Origin of the sequence: Ereboglobus sp. PH5-10 (assembly GCF_029504735.1) — a bacterium.
GTDB lineage: Bacteria > Verrucomicrobiota > Verrucomicrobiia > Opitutales > Opitutaceae > Ereboglobus.
Genome location: NZ_JAQFIP010000009.1, coordinates 108,237 through 126,785 on the forward strand (window position 1 = coordinate 108,237; position 18,549 = coordinate 126,785).

Below are 18,549 nucleotides of genomic sequence, written 5' to 3' on the forward strand. Positions count from 1 at the left end.
CCCGCATTGGCTTTTTGCATAAAACCGGCAAGCCGCCTTTGCATCACGCCGCCGCTTGCTTTCCACCCGCCACTCGCTACTCACTAATTGCTACTTTTATGAAACTCACAGGACTTGGCACCAAAGCACTTCACGCCGGCCAGAAGGCAGACCCGACCACGGGAGCTTGCGCCGTGCCGATTTACCAGACCAGCAGCTACACGTTTCGCGACACCGACCACGCCGCGAATCTTTTTGGCCTGAAGGAGGCGGGCAACATCTACACGCGACTCGGCAACCCCACGACCGACGTGCTCGAGCAACGCGTCGCGGCGCTCGAGGGCGGCAGCGCCGCGCTCGCCTTCTCCTCGGGCCAGGCCGCCATCACCGCCGCCATCCTCAACATCGCCGGCGCGGGCGACCACATTGTCTCCGTCGCGCAACTCTACGGCGGCACCTACACGCTCTTCCATTACACGCTCAAAAAGCTCGGCATCGACGTGAGCTTTGTCGACGCGCTCGATCCCGAGGCGTTCCGCCGCGCCGTGCGCCCGAACACAAAAGCCTTTTACGGCGAGGGTCTCGGCAATCCCGCGCTCAATGTGCTGGACTTCGAAAAAGTCGCCGCCATCGCCCGCGAAACCGGCGTGCCGCTCATCGTGGACAACACCTGCCTCTCGCCGATCCTCAACCGGCCCTTTGAATGGGGCGCCAATGTGGTCGTGCATTCCACCACCAAATACATCGGCGGCCACGGCAACTCGATCGGCGGCATCGTCGTGGACGGCGGCAATTTCGACTGGGGCAAACATGCCGCGAAATTCCCCGGCCTCACCGAGCCCGACCCGAGCTACCACGGCCTCTCGCATTGGGACGCGTTCAAGGCCTTCCCGCCCGCCGGCGGCGCAAACATCGCCTACGTCATGAAAATGCGCCTGCAGCTGCTCCGCGACACCGGCGGCTGCCCCTCGCCCTTCAACTCCTTCATGACGCTCGCCGGCATCGAAACGCTGCACTTGCGCATGGCGCGCATCTGCGAAAACGCGCTCAAAACCGCCGAGTTTCTCTCCGCGCATCCCAAGGCGGCCTGGGTCAACTATCCCGGCCTTCCCGCAAGCCCGCGCCACGCCAGCGCCAAAAAGTATTTGAAAAATGGATACGGCGGGCTTGTCGGCTTCGGCGTGAGGGGCGGCTACGAGGCGGGCAAACGCTTCATCGAGTCGCTGCAAATGTTCTCGCACCTCGCGAACATCGGCGATGCGCGCTCGCTCGCGATTCATCCCGCGAGCACAACGCACAGCCAGCTCAACGAGGACGAGTTGAACGCCTCTGGCGTGTCGCGGGACTTCATCCGCCTGTCGATCGGCACGGAGGATTTCGTCGATATCCAAGCCGACCTCGAACAGGCGCTGGCAAAGGTCTGATCGGAGCAAATCACAGGGGCGCGCGTGAGGTGCGCCCCTGCAAAAGGCGCATCCGCCTCATTCAATTCCGCATCTGGCTGCGGTAGATTACCACGTCTTTTGTCGCCGCGCCGATGGGCAGCGCGGCGGGGTCGGGCACGGTGATCGTGAAGCGCTGGGTCTGCTGCGTGTAGGCGTTGCCTTTCCCGTCAAAGAAAGTGAGCTCGGCCTGGTGCTTGCCGGGTGGCAGTTGAATCGCGGCAAAGCTGAGGTAGCGCGGAAGGTTGTCCCAACAGCGGGTGTCGGCGCGCGTTCTGGTCGAGGCGGAGATGATTTTTGAGGCGAACCCCGCGAGGAGCAGCGCGCCGGTGACAATCTGCGCATCCTTGCTGTTGGAGCTGTTCGACACGGCCATGGCTCCGATCAATCCGACATCGCCAATGGTATCGGTCGTGCGCTTGAAGGCGGCCTTGTTGCCGAGGATTTGGTCCATGACGCGTCCGCCGCGCGTGATGGCCTGAAAACTCACGTCGTCGTAGGGCGGCAGCGCATGGCTGCGTCCGCCGACAGTCAGGCGCGCGGAGGTCGCCGAGGCGGGCACGACGCGGTAGAGGAGTTGCTGGCCGCTGTCGCCGCCGGCGTATTTTTTCGGGCCGGGACTGTAATCGACAAACACCATGACGTTGGCCGCCGTCTCATAGTCGGGAGGCGCGGCGCGCTCCTGCGCGGCGGCGCTGGCACGCGCCCGCTTGAGCGCGTCGGCGCCGGCGTCGGGACTGTGCGGATTGAGTTTTGCCGAGACGTAACCGTCGAGGTAATCGAGCAACACGTAATCGCCCGCGTATTCCTTGTTCAACGTGTCGGAGTCGAGCAACTGCCCGGTGCGGAAGAGGGCGCGCGCGTTGTCGGGCTCGCCCGCGGCCCAGTATATAATGCCGCGATAAAAATTGGCCATGACGCGCTCGTAGGCCTCGCCGACAAAGGGTTTGCTGGCCTCTTGGGTGAACATGCCGCGCGACTTGGCTGCGGCCTTGTTGATGTTGCCGTAATTGGCCGCGGAAATCGCGAGCGCGTCGTCAAGGGCGGGGGTGGCAATGTCGGATTCGCCGCGGCGGAGCGCGGCCAGCCCGAGCCGGTATTGCCAGAGGGCGCGATCCTTTTCGGAAGCGGCGGCGAGTTGGTTTTGGTAATCAACAACCGCATCGCCCGTAGGCGCGGGCGGAGGCGGGCGCGGGGGCGTGGTCGAGCAACCAGTGATGAATAACAACGCGACAGTTAAAATAAACAAAGTAGCACAGGCCGGTGTGCCTGTGCCGTTTTTGTATTTCATATAAACTATTTTGTTAGTCATCTTTCGCTCGCAAACAGGAGCGGTTGCACTGTTCCCGTCCGGTTATACAATGCTCATTTCGCCCGCGCGGTCATGTCAACCATGAGGTTGAACGCGGTGGCTTCGAGGGCTTCCTGGACGCCCAGGGTTCCAAGCGAGGCGGGCGGCAATTGGTTGATAATGTCGCTGGCGGTGGCCTGCCCGAGTATCGCGGCGTCAGAGAGGCGGACGGCTGTCATTTGAATGTCGGGTATCGTGACGGCCGGGTCGTTGCCCGAGATCGCGGGAACGATCACTTGGCGGCTGGTCACGAGGGTTTCGATGGCGACGTCGTTGCTCGCGGGCGCGGGTTCCGCGGCACCCGAGGCGAGCGCGGCGGCGGTGGCCTGGTCGGCAATGGTGGCGCCGGCCTGGACGAAGGGTTGCGCGGCGATGCGCTCGATGTCGCGCGCGGTTTGCTTATCGGCCAGCTTGTCCTTGGCGGATTGTGTTTTCGCGGACGGCCGGGCCCTGCCCTTGAGGTCGCGGTTTATATAAAACACAAAGCGGGGCTTGCCGAGTTTTTCATAAACGGGGCGGAATTCGTTTATTATTTCCGCGGCGTGCGTGTATTGGGGAAGCGGGACGCCCTCGGCTCCATACAGGCGCTGGTTGTCCGCGCGCGCGGCTTCATTTTGCGGGGCGGCAACCGTCGTCACCGACGTGACGGGCGCGGGCTCGGAGGGCTGTGTTTTATATTTGCTGGCGCAGCCCGCGAAAAAGGGAATCGCCGCAAGTGCCGCCGCCAGCGTGAACGCGAATTGTATTTTCATGATATGTCGGCTTTCCGTTTATATTTGTTTAATATTCCTCACCGGGCCTGGCGAACGCGGATTGTGTAGGTTTTGGAGTTGAGGTTGGTCGCGGTAAAACGGACGGCCTCGGTGGCGTTTTCGCCGAGGATCAGGGTTTGCCAGGGCGTTTCGTCGCCGGTGGAGAAGCGCTGGGCGTCCTTGAACACGCAGCTGATCTGGACTTGCACGCGGCGGGCCTCGCGGTTTTTCACGTTTGCCACAATTTCAAGGCGTCCGTCGGCCGTGGTGCGCTGCTGCAATCCGGTGCAGGTGATCGAGTATTGCGCGGCCTGGTCCATGAGCACGAAATTCTCCGTGTTTTCGATCGTGTATTTGGTGGTGTCCTGCGGCAGGTAGGGACCGGTGCCGTGTGTGTTTTTGGACGCGCAGCCGACCGTCACGAAAAGCGTGACTGCAATGGCGAGAACTGAAAGGAGTGTTTTCATGATGCTTGGCGATTTTATATTTTTTATTTTAACCACGGATTGCACGGATTATCACGTATGCGGAACCCGGTTTTTTGTATTTATCCGTGCAATCCGTGGTTAATGGTATTTTAAAGTTTTATATTAACGATACGCGGCATCCTCGAGGCCCTGTTTTTTGATTTCGGCCATGTCCTCCCAAACGATGGCCGAGGTGCGCGCGTTGATGAGCTGGAATGAATACATGACGTAGTCGCTCAGGCCCTGGCTGGTGCGGGTGGAAAGGCTGCTGAGTTTGCCCGTGAGAAAATAATCAGCGCCCTTGAACTCGACGGTGTTGGGGTCGGCGCTGGCGGTGACCTGGCCGGTTTGCTTGAGTTGCTGCTCGCGCTGGAGGGCGGCCATGCGGTCGCGCGCGAGGAAGGTGACCTTGCCGGCGGCCTTCTGGTTCAGCGAAATGCGGATACGGTCGAGGAACATGTCCTTCTGGATCGCAAAGCGCGTGTCGTTGACGACGGGATCGAGGACGATCACGGGCTGCGTGACGGCGTTGGCGATTTGCGGGATGCCGAGGATGCTGCGCGCCATCTTGTCGGTCACGGCAACGAGGTCCTGCGATTCGATGCCGGTGCCGGCGACGGAGCCGCGTTCGTCGGGGTTGACTTCGACGACGGGAACGCCGGATGGATATTGCACGCCCTTGCTCGTCGAGGAGCAGGCGCTGATGAGAACGAGTGCGGAGAGTAGCGAGGCCGCGAGTAAAAGCCTTTGGGCGGCGGTTGGTTTGCGTGTGTTCATATTAGAGATTAGCTTGGTGCGGGTGAGGTCTCGAGACAGCAAAGAACGCGCGGGAGTTCAATAAAACAACTTTCGCGTTCGTTTTTTGAGGCAATGCGGCGGCGGGCAAGGGCGCGCGGTTCAGCGTCCAAAAAGCGCGTTGGCCTGGCTCATCGGCGTGCTGGCGGGCGCAATTTGGCGGCGCGGTTGTTGGGGCGCCGGCGTGGAGGGCTGCTGGACGGCCGGCTGCCGTTGGAGGTAGCGCATGTTGTCGGCTTCGATTTGGGCGGCTTGCCGCTCGGCGCGTTGTTGGCGCACGGCGGCATTGTCGGCCGCGCTTCCGGCCAGGAGGCCGATGGTGCTGCCGATGGCCGCGCCCGCCCATGTGTTGCCGTGCCTGCCGGAATTGTTTCCAATAATGCCCCCGAGAATACCTCCGGCGAGCGCGCCGCCGAGTGCGTAGCCGGGCGCGTCAGAATCGGCATAAGTCGTATAGTTCACGCTCACACCCGGATAGGCGTATCCGTATGAACCATAATAATATGGATAAGAACTTGTCACATAATAGGGCCATCCATAATAACCATGACGATACTGGTAATGGCCGTGCGTGCGACCGTGGTGGGAGCGGTGCGCGACGGCAGGGCGCGACGAGTGGCCCGGATGCTTGTTATAATGATGCGAGCCCTGCGCCGCCGGACGGCGATTGGGTTGCGCACTGGCCGTATCGGCTCCTGCAAATGCAAAAATCAGCCCAAGGACAAGAAGTGGTGTTATTGTGTTTTTCATAAGCGATTTTGGGTCTCGTCTGTTATCGGTTGTCCGCGCGGTTGTGCGAATGAGTGTCTTTTGCTTAGACGCCAATTTTGCAAGAAAGGTGCCGCTAAATTGCACCCAGGGAGGGAATATCTGGAGATTTCAGGGCAAATAGGTGAAAACAACAACACACATCACAAATATGCGCGTTTTTTGGATACGGTTTGCGCGAATATTGCACTTGGTGAACAATTTCTCTGGGTTCGTGTGGCGATCCTGAAGTCGCCGCCCTCGCGCACCTCGCAACAGGCGATCGAACCCCGACAGCCCGAAACAGCACGCACAATAACCTATTATCAATCAACATGTTTCACATTTCATAATTTGACTGGATGAATAAATCCCCAGTATCGCAAAGCGAATATTTAATCAATAAACAGCTAGTTCTCGCCAAAAAATGGATGCCCTTTCCCGTTGAATGCGCACCCACACAAGGCTTTATTAATCATCTTTTTTCTTAATCTTATCTAATTCCAGTATTTTTCGCCGCACCGCATCATGACAATCGCTTCGCATCCCTACGCATTTATTGCCCTTTTTGTTGCCGTCGCTGCCGCGTTTCCGCTCGGACTGCTGTTGGTGTGCCGTTTGTGGGTCTGGGCTTTCCAGCCGCCAAAACCCAGTCCGGTCAAAAACGGGATTTACGAATGCGGCCTCGAGGCGAAGGGCGACTCGTGGATTCAGTTCAAGGCGCACTATTATCTGTATGCGATTTTGTTTCTGATTTTTGACGTCGAGGTGCTGTTCCTGCTGCCGTTCGCGGCGGCGTTCAACGTGCTGTCCTGGGGCGCGCTTTTTGTGATGCTCGCGTTTATTTTCCTGCTCGCCGAGGGGCTCGTCTGGGCGTGGAACCGCGGACACCTCGAATGGAAATAAAGGAAAAGCAAGAGGCAGGAATTGGAAATTCCAAACAGACGCAACTAAACCGCACCCGCATCTTTTTCATTCATAATTTCCACAGACCAGCACGCGCCGAAGTCCGATACTTTTTAATTTCCAAATCCTAATTTCTAATTTTCCCCCGCTCATGAGCAATCCCGCCACCACGCCAACATCGTCGCACCTTCCCACGCCGCCGCCGGCGGGCATTTCGGTGGAGGATCGCGAAAGCATGCGCAGGCAGGGCGTCCTGCTCACGAGTTTCAACGAAATCTACAACTGGGGGCGCACCAACTCCATCTGGCCGCTCCAGTTCGGCCTCGCCTGCTGCGCGATTGAGATGATCTGCGTGGCCGCGGCGCGTTTCGACATCGCGCGTTTCGGCGCCGAGATTTTCCGCGCCTCGCCCCGCCAGGCCGACCTCATGATCGTGAACGGCACCGTCACGAAAAAAATGCTCCCGCAAGTCGTCCGCCTCTGGAACCAGATGGGCGAGCCGAAGTTTTGCATCGTCATGGGCGCGTGCGCCAGCTCCGGCGGCCCGTTCAAGGAAGGTTATAATGTCGTCAAGGGCATCGACCGTTTCATCCCCGTCGATGTGTATGTGCCCGGCTGTCCGCCGCGCCCCGAGGCGTTGCTCCACGGTCTCATGGAGCTCCAGAAAAAAATGCGCGAGGAACCCCTCACCGGCCCGGACGCCCCGCGCTACTTCCGCAAGGACACCACCTGCGAATATCCGATCCCCGAGTTCGGCGAGCACGACCTCGTGCCACCATACAATTCCGAACTCTGGAAACCGCCCGCGCCCATCGTGCGCGAGGGAAAGGCATAATTTTAATTAATTTTCATCAATATGAACCGCTTTATAAGCATCGCCTTTTATATGTTTTTTATTTTGATAGTTTGTGGTTGTGGCCCAACTAAAACTGAGCGCGATATGGCTGAGCGTCTTGACAAGGTTGAGGCAATGCTAACCCAAACACAGATAGAGATGACCGCTATCACGAAGTCACTTAGAGCCACACAGGATGAAGCATTAAAGGCGAGGGCCGCAATTATTGAGCTTGAGAAAAATCACCGAAAAGCAACTATGATTTCCGATTTCTACACCTTAAAGGGAGAAGTTTTTATTGTAAATCGAGCCGATGAATCATTTCAATTAGGAGGCGTTTGCCTGAGCGTATATTCCAAAAAAGAATTTGATGATTATATAAAAAGGGTCCGCGGAGAAAAAGAGAAAACTCTAAGGAGTTTGTATGTCCGATTAAAGTCGGCGGACGATTCTCACAAAAAAACACTCGCTGAATATGATGCCTTACAGGAAGATACAAACGAAAAGTATCCAATTTTAAAATTAGTGAAACAGGAATCATGGCCTCAATCATTAAAGGATGATTATAATAAAAGGAAAAAACGACTAGATGAGTTAGGAAGCCCTCTTGGCGGGGTATTAGAGCGTAAAAAAACAGAAATTAAGCGCATTGAAAAGTCCATTGCTTTAGTTATTTCTGGCGATTTTTATTACCAAAACCTACCCGCTCCCAAAATAACAACTCAGACAAACTCGAATGGTTCATATAAAGTTGTTCTAAAAAGAAATGAGCAATATGTATTGGTTTGTAATGCAAAAAAATGGGATGAACAACTTTATTGGTTTGTGCCAATACTTCCATTGGCTAATGAACAAAATAGCGCGGAAATATTATTAAATAATAACAATATACATAAAGGTGAGTTTTAATAACTGACCTGTTTCATAAATATTTTCAATTTCTCCCGTGGAAACCCTCGAACAAATCCGTGACCGCATCGCCGCCAAGTTCGGCGCCGGCACCGTCACGCTCATCACAAACCCAGGCCCCTCCGCGCAACACTCGCTCCTGCTCGTGGCGCACGCCGCGCGCGACATCGCCCGCTTCCTGCACGACGATCCCGCGCTCCGCCTCGACTACTGCTCCAACGCCACCGGCGTTGACTGGCCCGACAAGGAAATCGTCGAAACCGTAAAGACCACCCAGCCCGACCCCGCCGGCGGCCCCGACAAAGTCGTCGAAACAAAAATCAAGCGCGTCCAGCCCGGTTGCCTCGAAGCCGTTTACCACCTTTACTCAATCGCGTTGAAAAGCGCCGCGCCCGTCATCATCCGCATGCGCACGGCCAACCGCACCGACGACGTCACCCTTCCCTCGCTCACGCCCGTCTGGCGCTCGTGCGAGTTTCAGGAACGCGAAATCTACGACCTCTACGGCATCGTTTTCACCGGCCACCCCGACCTCCGCCGCATCCTCATGTGGGACGAATTTAAGGACCACCCTATGCGCAAAGACTACACCGGCCCCGACGACTACGAATGGGAACCCACGCCTCACGGCGAGGTGCTGGAGCGCGCCAAAGCCCATTATCCGACACCTCCAGCCAGCACCTCGCCGAAAGGTGAAATGTGAAAAACAGACACACGCATCGCATGAATAATTTTTCCACTCCATCCGTGCCCAAAACAACGAGCGCTCCCGAAACCGGATGTCCGGTTTCACCTTTCACCTTTCACACTTCACCTTTCGCCGGGCCGTCGTCCGCAAGCGGAGCAACTGTCCGGGCGGTGAACGACGAATTCCACGGCGACCTGCTCGAAATCTCCCTCGGCCCGCACCACCCCTCGACCCACGGCGTGTTCCGCATGAACGCCTCGCTCGACGGCGAGATCGTCACCAAGCTCAAGCCCGTTTTCGGCTACCTGCACCGCAACCACGAGAAACTCGGCGAGACGAACTCCTACCTCGCCAACGTCCCCTACACCGACCGCCTCGACTACCTCGCCTCGCTCACCAACAACTGGGCCTACGTGCACGCCGTCGAAAAACTCGCCGGCATCACCCCCACCGAACGCTGCGAATACCTCCGCGTCATCCTCGGCGAACTCGGCCGCATCATCAACCACGTCTGCCTCGTCGGCTTTCTCCTCAACGACCTCGGCACCTCCTTCACCCCGCTCCTCTACTCCCTGCGCGAACGCGAACGCATGCTCGACCTGCTCGAGGAACTCACCGGCGCGCGCATGATGTATAATTTCTTCCGCTTCGGCGGACTCCGCACCGACGTCCCCGCCGACTGGCTCGCCCGCCTCAAGCACTACCTCGAAGGCCTCTTCGCGCGCTACATGGACGAGCAGGACGCGCTCCTCACCGGCAACGAAATCCTCCTCGCGCGCACCCAGGGCACCGGCATCCTCAAGCCCGGCCTCGCCATCTCCGCCGGCATCACCGGCCCCGGCCTCCGCGCCAGCGGCGTCGATTACGACATCCGCAAAGTTGACAAATACTCCATCTACGACCGCTTCGATTTCCGCGTCCCCCTCGGCGAGCACGGCGACACCTACGACCGCTACATGATGCGCATGCTCGAAATGCGCGAGTCGGTGAAAATCATCCTGCAAGCCATGCGCGACCTGCCCGACGGCCCCGTCAACGACCCCAAGGCCAAGTCGCGCGGCCTCCGCCCGAAAGCCGGCGAAGCCTACGGACGCATCGAATGCCCGAAAGGCGAACTCGGTTTCTATCTCATCAGCGACGGCACGCCCAACCCGTATCGTTACCGCGTGCGCCCGCCCTCGTTCATCAACCTCACCGTCCTTGAGGACATGTGCGTCGGCGGCACGCTGGCCGACGCCATCATCACGCTCGGCAGCATCGACATCGTGCTCGGGGAAGTGGACCGCTGACGCGGAAAAACCTGAAGACCTGAAAGCCTGAAGACTGAAATCAAACCACGGCAAACATGACTCTTTTTAAAATCACCACCATTACAACCAATCGCTCAAGGACGGCTGATTCAGCCCTTCAGTCCTTCAGCCCTTCAGCCCTTTTCCTCCCATGCTCGGCTTAGGCATACTCAAAGGTTTTTATATAACGACGAAAAATCTCGTCGGCAGCTATTTCACGACCGAGCGGTTGACGACCCTCGAGTATCCGGAAGTGCGCGCCAAGCTCCCGCCCGCGTCGCGCACGTTCCCGTTCCTTGTTTACGACGGCGACAATCCGGTTGACGGACTGCGCTGTGTCGCCTGCCGCATCTGCGAAAAGGAGTGCCCGCCGCAGTGCATCTACATTGTCCCCGAGCGCGACGAAAAGGGCAAGGTCATGAAAAAGCCGCGCATCTTCGACATCGATTACAGCGTGTGCATGGGCTGCCAGATCTGCGTCGAGGCGTGCCCCTTCGACTCGATCAAGATGGACAACATTTACGAAATCGCCGTGCGCGACCGTTACGAGCCGCTCCTCATGCACCGCGAGCAACTCTCAAAACCCAACACCTACTTCCACGAAATCAACCCGGTCGACGCGACCGAAGTGGACACCCGCCTCGCCGAGGAAAAACGCAAAGCCGAGGCGCGCGCCAAGGCCGCCGCTGCTGCAAAAGCGTCCGCCGCCGCGAAAGCCGCCGCAGCAGCAACACCCGCCGCCCCCGCCGACGCAGCGCAGACTGCCAAGTCTGCCCCCGCGCCCGCGCCCGAATCCGCCCAGCCGCCTGCCCCCACTTCCGCTCCGGCTCCGGCTCCCGCCAAACCCGACGAGTCCGCGCCGACCGCCGACAAGCCCGCCGCGCCATCCACCCTCAACCCACCCGCCGCGCAATGAGCATTTCACCAACCGCCCCCGGAACACTTTCGTCGGCCGCCCCCGGAACACTTTCGTCGGCCACACCCGGAACACTTTCACCAACCGCACTTGGAACACTTTCGCCGGCCGCACCTGGAACGCCCGCGCTGGCCGCATCCGAACCGTCCGTTCCGCCCTCGCGCACGGGAAGCCCGAAGGGCTTCCGTCCCCTTGCCCAGGGTTGCCGCAGCGAAGCGGAGGCTACCCTGGGTATCCGATTATTGAATACATCAACCCCAACGGGGTTGTGTCCCTCCGCTCTCGCCGCGCCCATCGCCGCCTGATCTCCCGCCATGTCGCAATCGTTTTCCGCCACATATCCGCACCTCGTCTTTTCGACAAAAGACCGCGCGCCATTGTTGCGCGACAAAGGCGCGCGCGCGGAAATCCACGCCTACCTCGGCGGCATTTCAAAACAACTGGATTGCGTGCCGCTCATCACCGGCGGAGTCGAAGACCACGCGCACATGCTGGCGCAATTAGCCCGCACCATGACGATTGCCGATTGGGTAAAAGAGTTGAAGCGCGTATCAACGCTATGGATTAAGGAACGGTTTCCCGCGCTTCATGATTTTTCATGGCAGTCGGGCTACGGTGTTTTTTCCGTCAGCCAATCCAACACCGGCGCCGTCGAGGAATACATCGCGAACCAAGAGGCGCACCACCGCAAAACGACGTTTCAGGAGGAGTATCGCGCGCTGCTCCAGAAACACAAAATAGAATGGGATGAACGCTATGTTTGGGAATAATCAACATGCGCATTATTCCGCGTCCGCGCCTCGCGCCCGCGCCGGACACAACCCCGTTGGGGTTGCCGGCATTTTTTCCGTTACCCAAGGTAGCCTCCGCTTCGCCGCGGCAACCTTGGGCTATGTGACAGAACGGCGTTGCCGTTCAAAAACGCCGGACGCTGGAGTGCGACTTTGCCGTTCGTTTTCACCCCGCCCGCTTTCCCGCAAAATTTCACCTTTTTACACGCACCCATGAACCCTTTCACCGCCACAATCTGGTTCAAATCCTTTGCCGACTGGGCCGAAAACCTCCCCGTCCGCATCCACGATTGGATACTCGGCCTCCTTCCCGCATGGCCCTGGCTGCACTGGCTCACCACCGCGCTGCTCGCCATCGTGCTCATCCTCACATTTTACGGACTCTTCTTTGCGATGATCACCGTCACCGAGCGCAAGGGCTTGGGACGTTTTCAAAACCGCCCCGGCCCCAACCGCACCGGACCCTTCGGGCTGATCCAACCCTTTGCCGACGCCGTCAAGGCCATCTGCAAGGAGGACATCGTGCCCGCCGCCGCCGACAAGGTCCTGCACTTCATCGCGCCCTGCGCCACCGTTTTTTTCGGCCTGCTCACGCTCGCCATCATCCCCGCCGGACGCCACTTCACCGCGCTCAACCTCGACGCCGGACTCCTTTATTTCTTCGCCGCCGGCGCCGCCTCCGAGCTCGCCATCTTCATGGCCGGCTGGTCGTCGCACAACAAATACTCGCTCCTCTCCGCCATGCGCGCGCTCGCGCAACTCATCTCGTTCGAACTCCCGCTGCTCCTCGTCACGGTGCCCGTCGTCATGGTCGCCGGCACGCTCTCGCTGCCCGGCATCATCGCCCAGCAAGGCGCCTGGACGCTCGGCGGCCTCGTCCCCGCGTGGAATTTTTTCACACCCTGGGGTTTCTTCGGCTTCATTGTGTTTTTCATCGCCGCGCTCGCCGAGACGAACCGCTGCCCGTTTGACCTTCCCGAGGGCGAGTCCGAAATCATCGCCGGGCACCTCACCGAGTATTCAGGATTCAAATACGCGCTCTTTTTCATGGGCGAGTATTTCGGCATGCTCGCGCTCTCCGGCCTCGGCGTGACGCTCTTCTTCGGCGGCTGGAACGCCCCCTGCGAATTCCTGCAATTCATCCCCTCCTACTGCTGGTTCACGATAAAACTCTTCATGATGATGTTCATGTTCATCTGGATACGCGCCACGCTTTTGCGCCTGCGCATCGACCAGCTCATGCGCCTCGCGTGGAAACTCCTCGTGCCGCTCGCGCTCATCAACCTCGTCGTCGTCGCGTTCTGGCTGCGCACGGGCGACTGGGCCGGCCCGCTGCAACTCGTCCGCTGGGCCGTCGCCATCCTCCTCGAACTCGTCCCCTTCATCCTCATCGGCCGCCACATGAGCAAGGGCCTCGGCCCGAGAAAATACAAATACGCGCAATGAAATTTTCGATTTTCGATTCTCGATTTTCGATTGTGGAGCTACCGCTCCGCAACACATCCGAAAAAGGAACCCCGCCCGAAGGTGGGGTAATGGATGTTGGGCTGGGCCTGCCGAGGCATTCGTCCATATCGAGCCCCCAAAGAGGCGCCCACCGCCGCGAAACCTAAACACCAGCCAACCGACCCCCAAGTAAGATCTAACGCGCTTATGAAATTCTGGATTTTAAAACCACTGTTCTGCTTCGCATTCAAACCCGCGCGGTAGCGCGCAATCAAAAATCGAGAATCCAAAATCGAAAATTCCTCCATGTCCCTCTCGCTTCTCATCTTCATCCTCATCGCCATTGCCACGCTTGGCTCGGCGGCGGTCGCGCTCGCGTTGAAAAACATCATCCGCGCGGCGCTCCTGCTTGTCGTGAGCTGGGTCGGCATCGCGGCGTTTTACCTGTGGGCCGACGCGCAATTCGTGGCCTTCGCGCAAGTGCTCGTTTATGTCGGCGCCATCTCGATGGTCGTTCTCTTCGGCGTGGTGCTCACGCGCCGCGCGCCCGTCAGCGTTGTTGACACCACCGTCACGCCCTCGATGCGCGCGGTCGCCGGGGTCGCCTCCGCCGGGCTCGTCGCGCTCGCCGTCGTCTGGGGAATCCTCGGCACCGAGCTGCCGCAAACATCATCGCGCGCCGCCGCGCCCGTCGTGAACATGCGCGCGCTCGGCCTCGAACTCATGGGCCAATACGCCGCCGCCATCCTCATCGTCGGCGCGCTCCTCACCGTCGCGCTCCTCGGCTCCGTCGTGGTCGCTTCTCATGAAGAGAAGCTAATGAAAAATGAAAAATGAAGAATCAGGAGAAGGCCTCCGGCTAATCCGAAAAAGCAACCGACGACGCATGCGCCATTATCCATTATACATTTTAAATTATACATTTTCCTCATGAGCGCCCTTCACCTCTGCCTGATTTTTTCGACGCTGCTATTTGCGCTGGGCCTCGCCGCCGCGCTCTCCCGCAGCAACGCCATCCTCGTGCTCCTCGGCGTCGAGCTGATGCTCAACGCGGCCAACATCAACTTCATCGCCTTCTGGCGTTTCTCGCCGCAATTCGCGAGCAACCCGCACGCCGGCGTCATCTTCGCGATCTTCTCGATCGCGGTCGCCGCCGCCGAGGCCGCGGTCGGCCTCGCGCTCATCATCGCCGTCTACCGCCACTACAAAAACGTGCGCCTGCAAGACGCCGATCAGCTCAAAGGCTGATTTTTCAAACCAATCAACCACGGAGAACACGGAGAAACACAGAGCCAAACCCATGAAGAATTTAACTCATGCAACCTGTCTCCTTTTCCGCCTCTCCGTGCTCCTCCGTGCCCTCCGTGGTTAATTAACTCCGAGAAAAATTTCCAAAACACTCTTCATGCTTTCCGCAAAATACATCTGGCTCATTCCGTTGCTTCCGCTCATCGCCGCGGCAATCGGGACATTCCTTCCGCGCGGCGGCAGCTCGCGCAAAATCGCCTCCGCCTCCGCGATCCTCTCGATGGCCGCCGGGTTCGTGCTCTCGTGCCTCGCGCTCCGCGGCGCGCTCGCCAATCCCGCCGCGCACGACACTTGGAATTTCCGCTGGCTCGATTTCGGCGCCACCACGCTCGAACTCGGTTTCATCAACGACCCGCTCACCGCGTTCATGCTCGTGATGGTTACGTTTGTAGGCTCGCTCATTTTTATTTTCAGCACCGGCTACATGAAGGAGGACGCCAACGCCGCGAAGTTTTTCTGCTACCTCTCGTTCTTCGCCGCCGCGATGCTCGGCCTCGTCGTTTCCAACAGCCTGCTTCTCCTCTTCGTGTGCTGGGAACTCGTCGGGCTCGCCTCGTATCTGCTCATCGGTTTCTGGTTCACAAAACCCGCCGCCGCGGCCGCCGCGAAAAAAGCCTTCATCACCACGCGCATCGGCGACCTCGGCCTGCTCATCGGCATCTGCTGGCTCTACAACGCCGGGGGCACGCTGCTATTCTATGACGGCGGCAACGGGTTTCTCGAAACCAGCGTCCTCGGGGCACTCACCGTCGTGCTGCCTTGCGGACTTGCCGTCTCGACCGCAATCGGCCTCCTCATCTTTTGCGGCGCGGTTGGCAAATCAGGCCAGTTCCCGCTGCATGTCTGGCTCCCCGACGCGATGGAAGGCCCGACACCCGTCTCCGCGCTCATCCACGCCGCAACAATGGTCGCGGCTGGCGTGTTTCTCATTGCCCGCGTTTATCCGCTCATGGCGTTGGATCAGGCCAACATTTTACGTGATGGATTTGATGCCGTGCTCAGTGGAGCGCCTCTCGAAATTTATTCCTCCACCGGTATCAAGGCTCTCACCGTCGTCGCCATCATCGGCGCGATCACCGCGCTCTTCGGCGCGGTCGTCGCCGTGGCGCAAAACGACATCAAACGCATCCTCGCGTTTTCGACCGTCTCCCAACTCGGCTACATGATGCTCGCCATCGGTGTCGGCGCGTGGCCCGTGGCGATCTTCCATCTTCTCACGCACGCATTTTTCAAGGCGCTGCTCTTCCTCGGCGCGGGCAGCGTCATCCACGCCGCGCATCACGAGCAGGACATCCGTTATCTCGGCGGACTCGCCCCGCGCATGAAGATCACCTTCGCCACCTTTGCCATCGGCATGATGGCGCTCGCCGGCGTGCCGTTCCTCTTCTCCGGTTTCTGGTCGAAGGAAGGCATCCTCCACGCCGCGCACGGCTGGACGGTCTCGCAACTGCCATTCTACGTCGCGCTCGTCGCCGTCGTGCTTACCGCGTTCTACATGACGCGCCTCGTCTGCGAAGTTTTCCTCGGCAAGGCCCGTTCGCACGCCTCCGAGCACGCGCATGAAAACAGCCCCGCGATGACCCTGCCGCTCGTGCTCCTCGCCGTCTGCGCAATCGGCCTCGGTTTCCTCGGCACGCCCGCGTGGCCCTGGCTCCAGTCGATGCTCGAGGGCATCCCCGCCGACAAAATCCACGGTCACTCCATCTTCTCCGAACCCGGCCTCATGATCACGTCGATTGTGCTCGTCGCGCTCGGCATCGGCGTTGGTTGCGCGCTCTATTATTTCTTGCGCAAACGCAACACCACCGGCGAACTCGACCCGCTCGAAAAAGCCGCGCCCGCGCTCTGGACCGCGCTCGCCAACCGCCTCTACTTCGACGAACTCTACGCCGCGACCTTCGGACGCCTCTTCGACGCAATCGCGTGGCTCTCCGACGCGTTCGACCGCCACGTTTGGGGCGGCCTCATAAACCTGATCGGCGGCCTCGGCCTGTTCGCCGGCGGCGTGAACCGCGAGTTTGACGAAAACACCCTCAACGGCGGTTTCGACACCGTGAGCGAGGACCTCCGCAAAACCGGCAAGGCATACAGCCGCGCCCAAACCGGCGACGCCCACGGCTACCTCCGCACCATGGCCCTCGGCTTCGCCGGTCTCATCGCAATCGTAATCCTCATCGTCGCCATCTGATTTTTAACCACGGAGAACACAGAGCCAAACCAATGAAGAATTTAACTCATGCAACCTGTCTCCTTTTCCGCCTCTCCGCGCTCCTCCGCGCTCTCCGTGGTTAATTAATTCCGCACTCCGAAATCCGCATTCCGCATTTTCCGTGAACTCCATTCCGCTTCTTTCTCTCATCATTTTTACGCCGTGGGTCGGCGCGCTTTTGGTCGCGCTGCATCATCCGCGCAAACCCAACGCCATCTCGCGCGCCGGCGCCGTCGTCTTCTCGCTCTCGACGATCATCTACGCCATCGCCGCGATCGTGCTCCCCGGCGGATTCAACCCCGACGCCGTCGGCCTCCAGCTCACCGAAACGCACTCGTGGATCGACTCGCTCAACGTCCGCTACTCGCTCGGCCTCGACGGACTCTCGCTCGTGCTCGTGCTCCTCACCGGCATCATCGGCCCCACCGCGCTCGTCGCCTCCTGGCGCGTCGCGCCCGCCACGCGCGAGTCAAATCTCTACCCCGTCCTCTTCCTCCTCCTCCAAGGCGCGTCGCTCGGCGTGTTTCTCGCGCAGGACTTTTTCCTCTGGTTCCTGTTCTGGGAGCTGAGCCTTTTCCCGGCGTTTTTCCTTATCAAAATGTTCGGTGCAAACGCCGCCAAGGCCACGCGCGCGGCGTATCAATTTGTCATCTACACGATGGGCGGCAGCGCGTTCATGCTGTTCGGTTTCGCCGCGCTCTACGCCACCACCGGCACGCTCGATTTCACCGCGCTCGCGCAACTCGGCGCCGACGGCACGCTCGTCGCGAAACTCGCCGAGATCGGCGGCATCTGGCCCGGCGTCGTGTTTGGCGGCGTGCTCCTCGGCCTCGCGGTAAAAGTGCCGCTGTTCCCCTTCCACACATGGCTGCCCTCGGCCTACGCGGAGGCGCCCGCCGGCACGTCGATGTTTCTCACCGCCGTGCTTTCAAAAATGGGCGTTTACGGATTCATCCGAATCCTCTGGCCGATCTTTCCCGCGCAACTCGCCGCCGCCGCGCCTTGCCTGATGGTGCTCGCGCTCGCGGGCGTGGTGCTCGGCGCGTTCGCCGCGATGCGCCAGCGCGACCTCAAGCGCATGATCGCGTATTCGTCGGTCAACCACCTCAGCTACTGCCTGCTCGCGCTCTTCGCCGTCGCGCGCGTGGCGGGGCAAACAACCCACGACGCCGCGGTGTCGTCCGCGCTCGGCGGCACGATTCTGCAAATGTTCAACCACGGCCTCTCCGCCGCCGCGCTCTTCTATTGCGTCGGGCTGCTCGAAAAACGCTCGGGCGGCTTGCGCGGCATCGGCGATTTCGGCGGCATGCGCGCAGTCGCCCCGGTCTTCGCGGGCCTGTGCGGCGTGGCGATGTTCTCCTCGCTCGGCCTGCCCGGCCTCAACGGCTTCGCGGGCGAGTTCCTGATCTTCCGCGGCGTGTTCGGACTCGCGCCGTGGTTTGCCGCCGCCGCGACGCTCGGCCTGCTCGTGACCGCTCTTTTCCTGCTGACCTTCTGGCAAAAAGTTTTCCACGGCCCGGTCGGCGAAAACGTCAAGGGGATGGGGATGAAAGATCTTTCCTGCTGCGAAATCGCGCCGCTCGTGCCCGCCATCGCGCTGATGTTCGTGCTCGGCATCGTCCCGCAAGTGCTCGCCGCGCTCTTCAACCCGCTGGTCGCCCAATGGACAACCAGCATCTCCAGCCTGCCTTAATTTTTTCACTCTTCACACTTCACCTT

19 protein-coding genes are annotated in these 18,549 nt (G+C 59.7%); 14 read left to right on the forward strand and 5 right to left on the reverse strand.

From position 1 onward, the window contains the following. Positions 1–98 precede the first annotated feature (98 nt). Positions 99–1,403 (forward strand): O-acetylhomoserine aminocarboxypropyltransferase/cysteine synthase family protein, encoded by a 1,305-nt coding sequence (locus M2447_RS08950; protein ID WP_277509204.1) that lies wholly within the window; start codon positions 99–101, stop codon positions 1,401–1,403. A gap of 61 nt (positions 1,404–1,464) precedes the next feature. Here M2447_RS08950 and M2447_RS08955 read toward each other — a convergent pair whose 3' ends face one another. The 5 genes from M2447_RS08955 to M2447_RS08975 all read right to left on the reverse strand — a co-directional run bounded on the left by M2447_RS08955 (position 1,465) and on the right by M2447_RS08975 (position 5,248). Next, positions 1,465–2,712 (reverse strand): hypothetical protein, encoded by a 1,248-nt coding sequence (locus tag M2447_RS08955; protein WP_277558324.1) that lies wholly within the window; start codon positions 2,710–2,712, stop codon positions 1,465–1,467. Positions 2,713–2,786: 74 nt separating this feature from the next. After that, the gene (locus M2447_RS08960; protein ID WP_277558326.1) at positions 2,787–3,524 is read right to left on the reverse strand and encodes a hypothetical protein; all 738 of its coding nucleotides are present in this window, start codon (positions 3,522–3,524) and stop codon (positions 2,787–2,789) included. A gap of 38 nt (positions 3,525–3,562) precedes the next feature. Beyond that, a complete protein-coding gene (locus M2447_RS08965; protein ID WP_277558327.1) occupies positions 3,563–3,991 on the reverse strand; it encodes a YcfL family protein in 429 nt (142 codons plus the stop codon). A 123-nt stretch (positions 3,992–4,114) separates the two neighbouring features. Next, positions 4,115–4,768, reverse strand: a complete 654-nt coding sequence (locus tag M2447_RS08970) for a CsgG/HfaB family protein (RefSeq protein ID WP_277558328.1) — start codon at positions 4,766–4,768, stop codon at positions 4,115–4,117. Positions 4,769–4,888: 120 nt separating this feature from the next. Continuing rightward, complete coding sequence (locus tag M2447_RS08975; protein WP_277558329.1) at positions 4,889–5,248, reverse strand: hypothetical protein; 360 nt, start codon at positions 5,246–5,248, stop codon at positions 4,889–4,891. A gap of 84 nt (positions 5,249–5,332) precedes the next feature. On the opposite strand from M2447_RS08975, the gene M2447_RS08980 reads away from it, so the two are divergent. From M2447_RS08980 to M2447_RS09040, 13 genes are all read left to right on the forward strand, one after another. Then, positions 5,333–5,899, forward strand: a complete 567-nt coding sequence (locus tag M2447_RS08980) for a hypothetical protein (protein ID WP_277558330.1) — start codon at positions 5,333–5,335, stop codon at positions 5,897–5,899. A 162-nt stretch (positions 5,900–6,061) separates the two neighbouring features. Further along, complete coding sequence (locus M2447_RS08985; protein ID WP_277558331.1) at positions 6,062–6,439, forward strand: NADH-quinone oxidoreductase subunit A; 378 nt, start codon at positions 6,062–6,064, stop codon at positions 6,437–6,439. 235 nt (positions 6,440–6,674) lie between these two features. Further along, positions 6,675–7,274 (forward strand): NADH-quinone oxidoreductase subunit B, encoded by a 600-nt coding sequence (locus M2447_RS08990; protein WP_277558357.1) that lies wholly within the window; start codon positions 6,675–6,677, stop codon positions 7,272–7,274. 21 nt (positions 7,275–7,295) lie between these two features. Continuing rightward, positions 7,296–8,183 (forward strand): hypothetical protein, encoded by an 888-nt coding sequence (locus tag M2447_RS08995; protein WP_277558332.1) that lies wholly within the window; start codon positions 7,296–7,298, stop codon positions 8,181–8,183. 37 nt (positions 8,184–8,220) lie between these two features. After that, positions 8,221–8,886, forward strand: a complete 666-nt coding sequence (locus M2447_RS09000; protein WP_277558333.1) for an NADH-quinone oxidoreductase subunit C — start codon at positions 8,221–8,223, stop codon at positions 8,884–8,886. Positions 8,887–9,065: 179 nt separating this feature from the next. Next, entirely contained in the window at positions 9,066–10,160 is a 1,095-nt protein-coding gene (locus M2447_RS09005; RefSeq protein ID WP_343215389.1) for an NADH-quinone oxidoreductase subunit D, read from the forward strand. A 151-nt stretch (positions 10,161–10,311) separates the two neighbouring features. Further along, a complete protein-coding gene (locus M2447_RS09010; RefSeq protein WP_277558335.1) occupies positions 10,312–11,076 on the forward strand; it encodes a 4Fe-4S dicluster domain-containing protein in 765 nt (254 codons plus the stop codon). Between the two features lie 314 nt (positions 11,077–11,390). Further along, positions 11,391–11,846, forward strand: a complete 456-nt coding sequence (gene tnpA, locus M2447_RS09015; protein WP_277558336.1) for an IS200/IS605 family transposase — start codon at positions 11,391–11,393, stop codon at positions 11,844–11,846. Between the two features lie 234 nt (positions 11,847–12,080). Next, positions 12,081–13,313, forward strand: coding sequence for an NADH-quinone oxidoreductase subunit NuoH (gene nuoH, locus M2447_RS09020; RefSeq protein WP_277558337.1), 1,233 nt, complete (start codon positions 12,081–12,083; stop codon positions 13,311–13,313). Positions 13,314–13,619: 306 nt separating this feature from the next. Next, complete coding sequence (locus M2447_RS09025; protein WP_277558338.1) at positions 13,620–14,150, forward strand: NADH-quinone oxidoreductase subunit J; 531 nt, start codon at positions 13,620–13,622, stop codon at positions 14,148–14,150. Positions 14,151–14,243: 93 nt separating this feature from the next. Further along, positions 14,244–14,561 carry an NADH-quinone oxidoreductase subunit NuoK gene (nuoK, locus tag M2447_RS09030; protein WP_277558339.1) on the forward strand — a complete coding sequence of 106 codons (318 nt, stop codon included), beginning with the start codon at positions 14,244–14,246 and terminating at the stop codon, positions 14,559–14,561. Positions 14,562–14,718: 157 nt separating this feature from the next. Continuing rightward, positions 14,719–16,809 carry a proton-conducting transporter membrane subunit gene (locus M2447_RS09035; protein WP_277558340.1) on the forward strand — a complete coding sequence of 697 codons (2,091 nt, stop codon included), beginning with the start codon at positions 14,719–14,721 and terminating at the stop codon, positions 16,807–16,809. A 142-nt stretch (positions 16,810–16,951) separates the two neighbouring features. After that, positions 16,952–18,523, forward strand: a complete 1,572-nt coding sequence (locus M2447_RS09040) for an NADH-quinone oxidoreductase subunit M (RefSeq protein ID WP_277558341.1) — start codon at positions 16,952–16,954, stop codon at positions 18,521–18,523. Positions 18,524–18,549 lie beyond the last annotated feature (26 nt).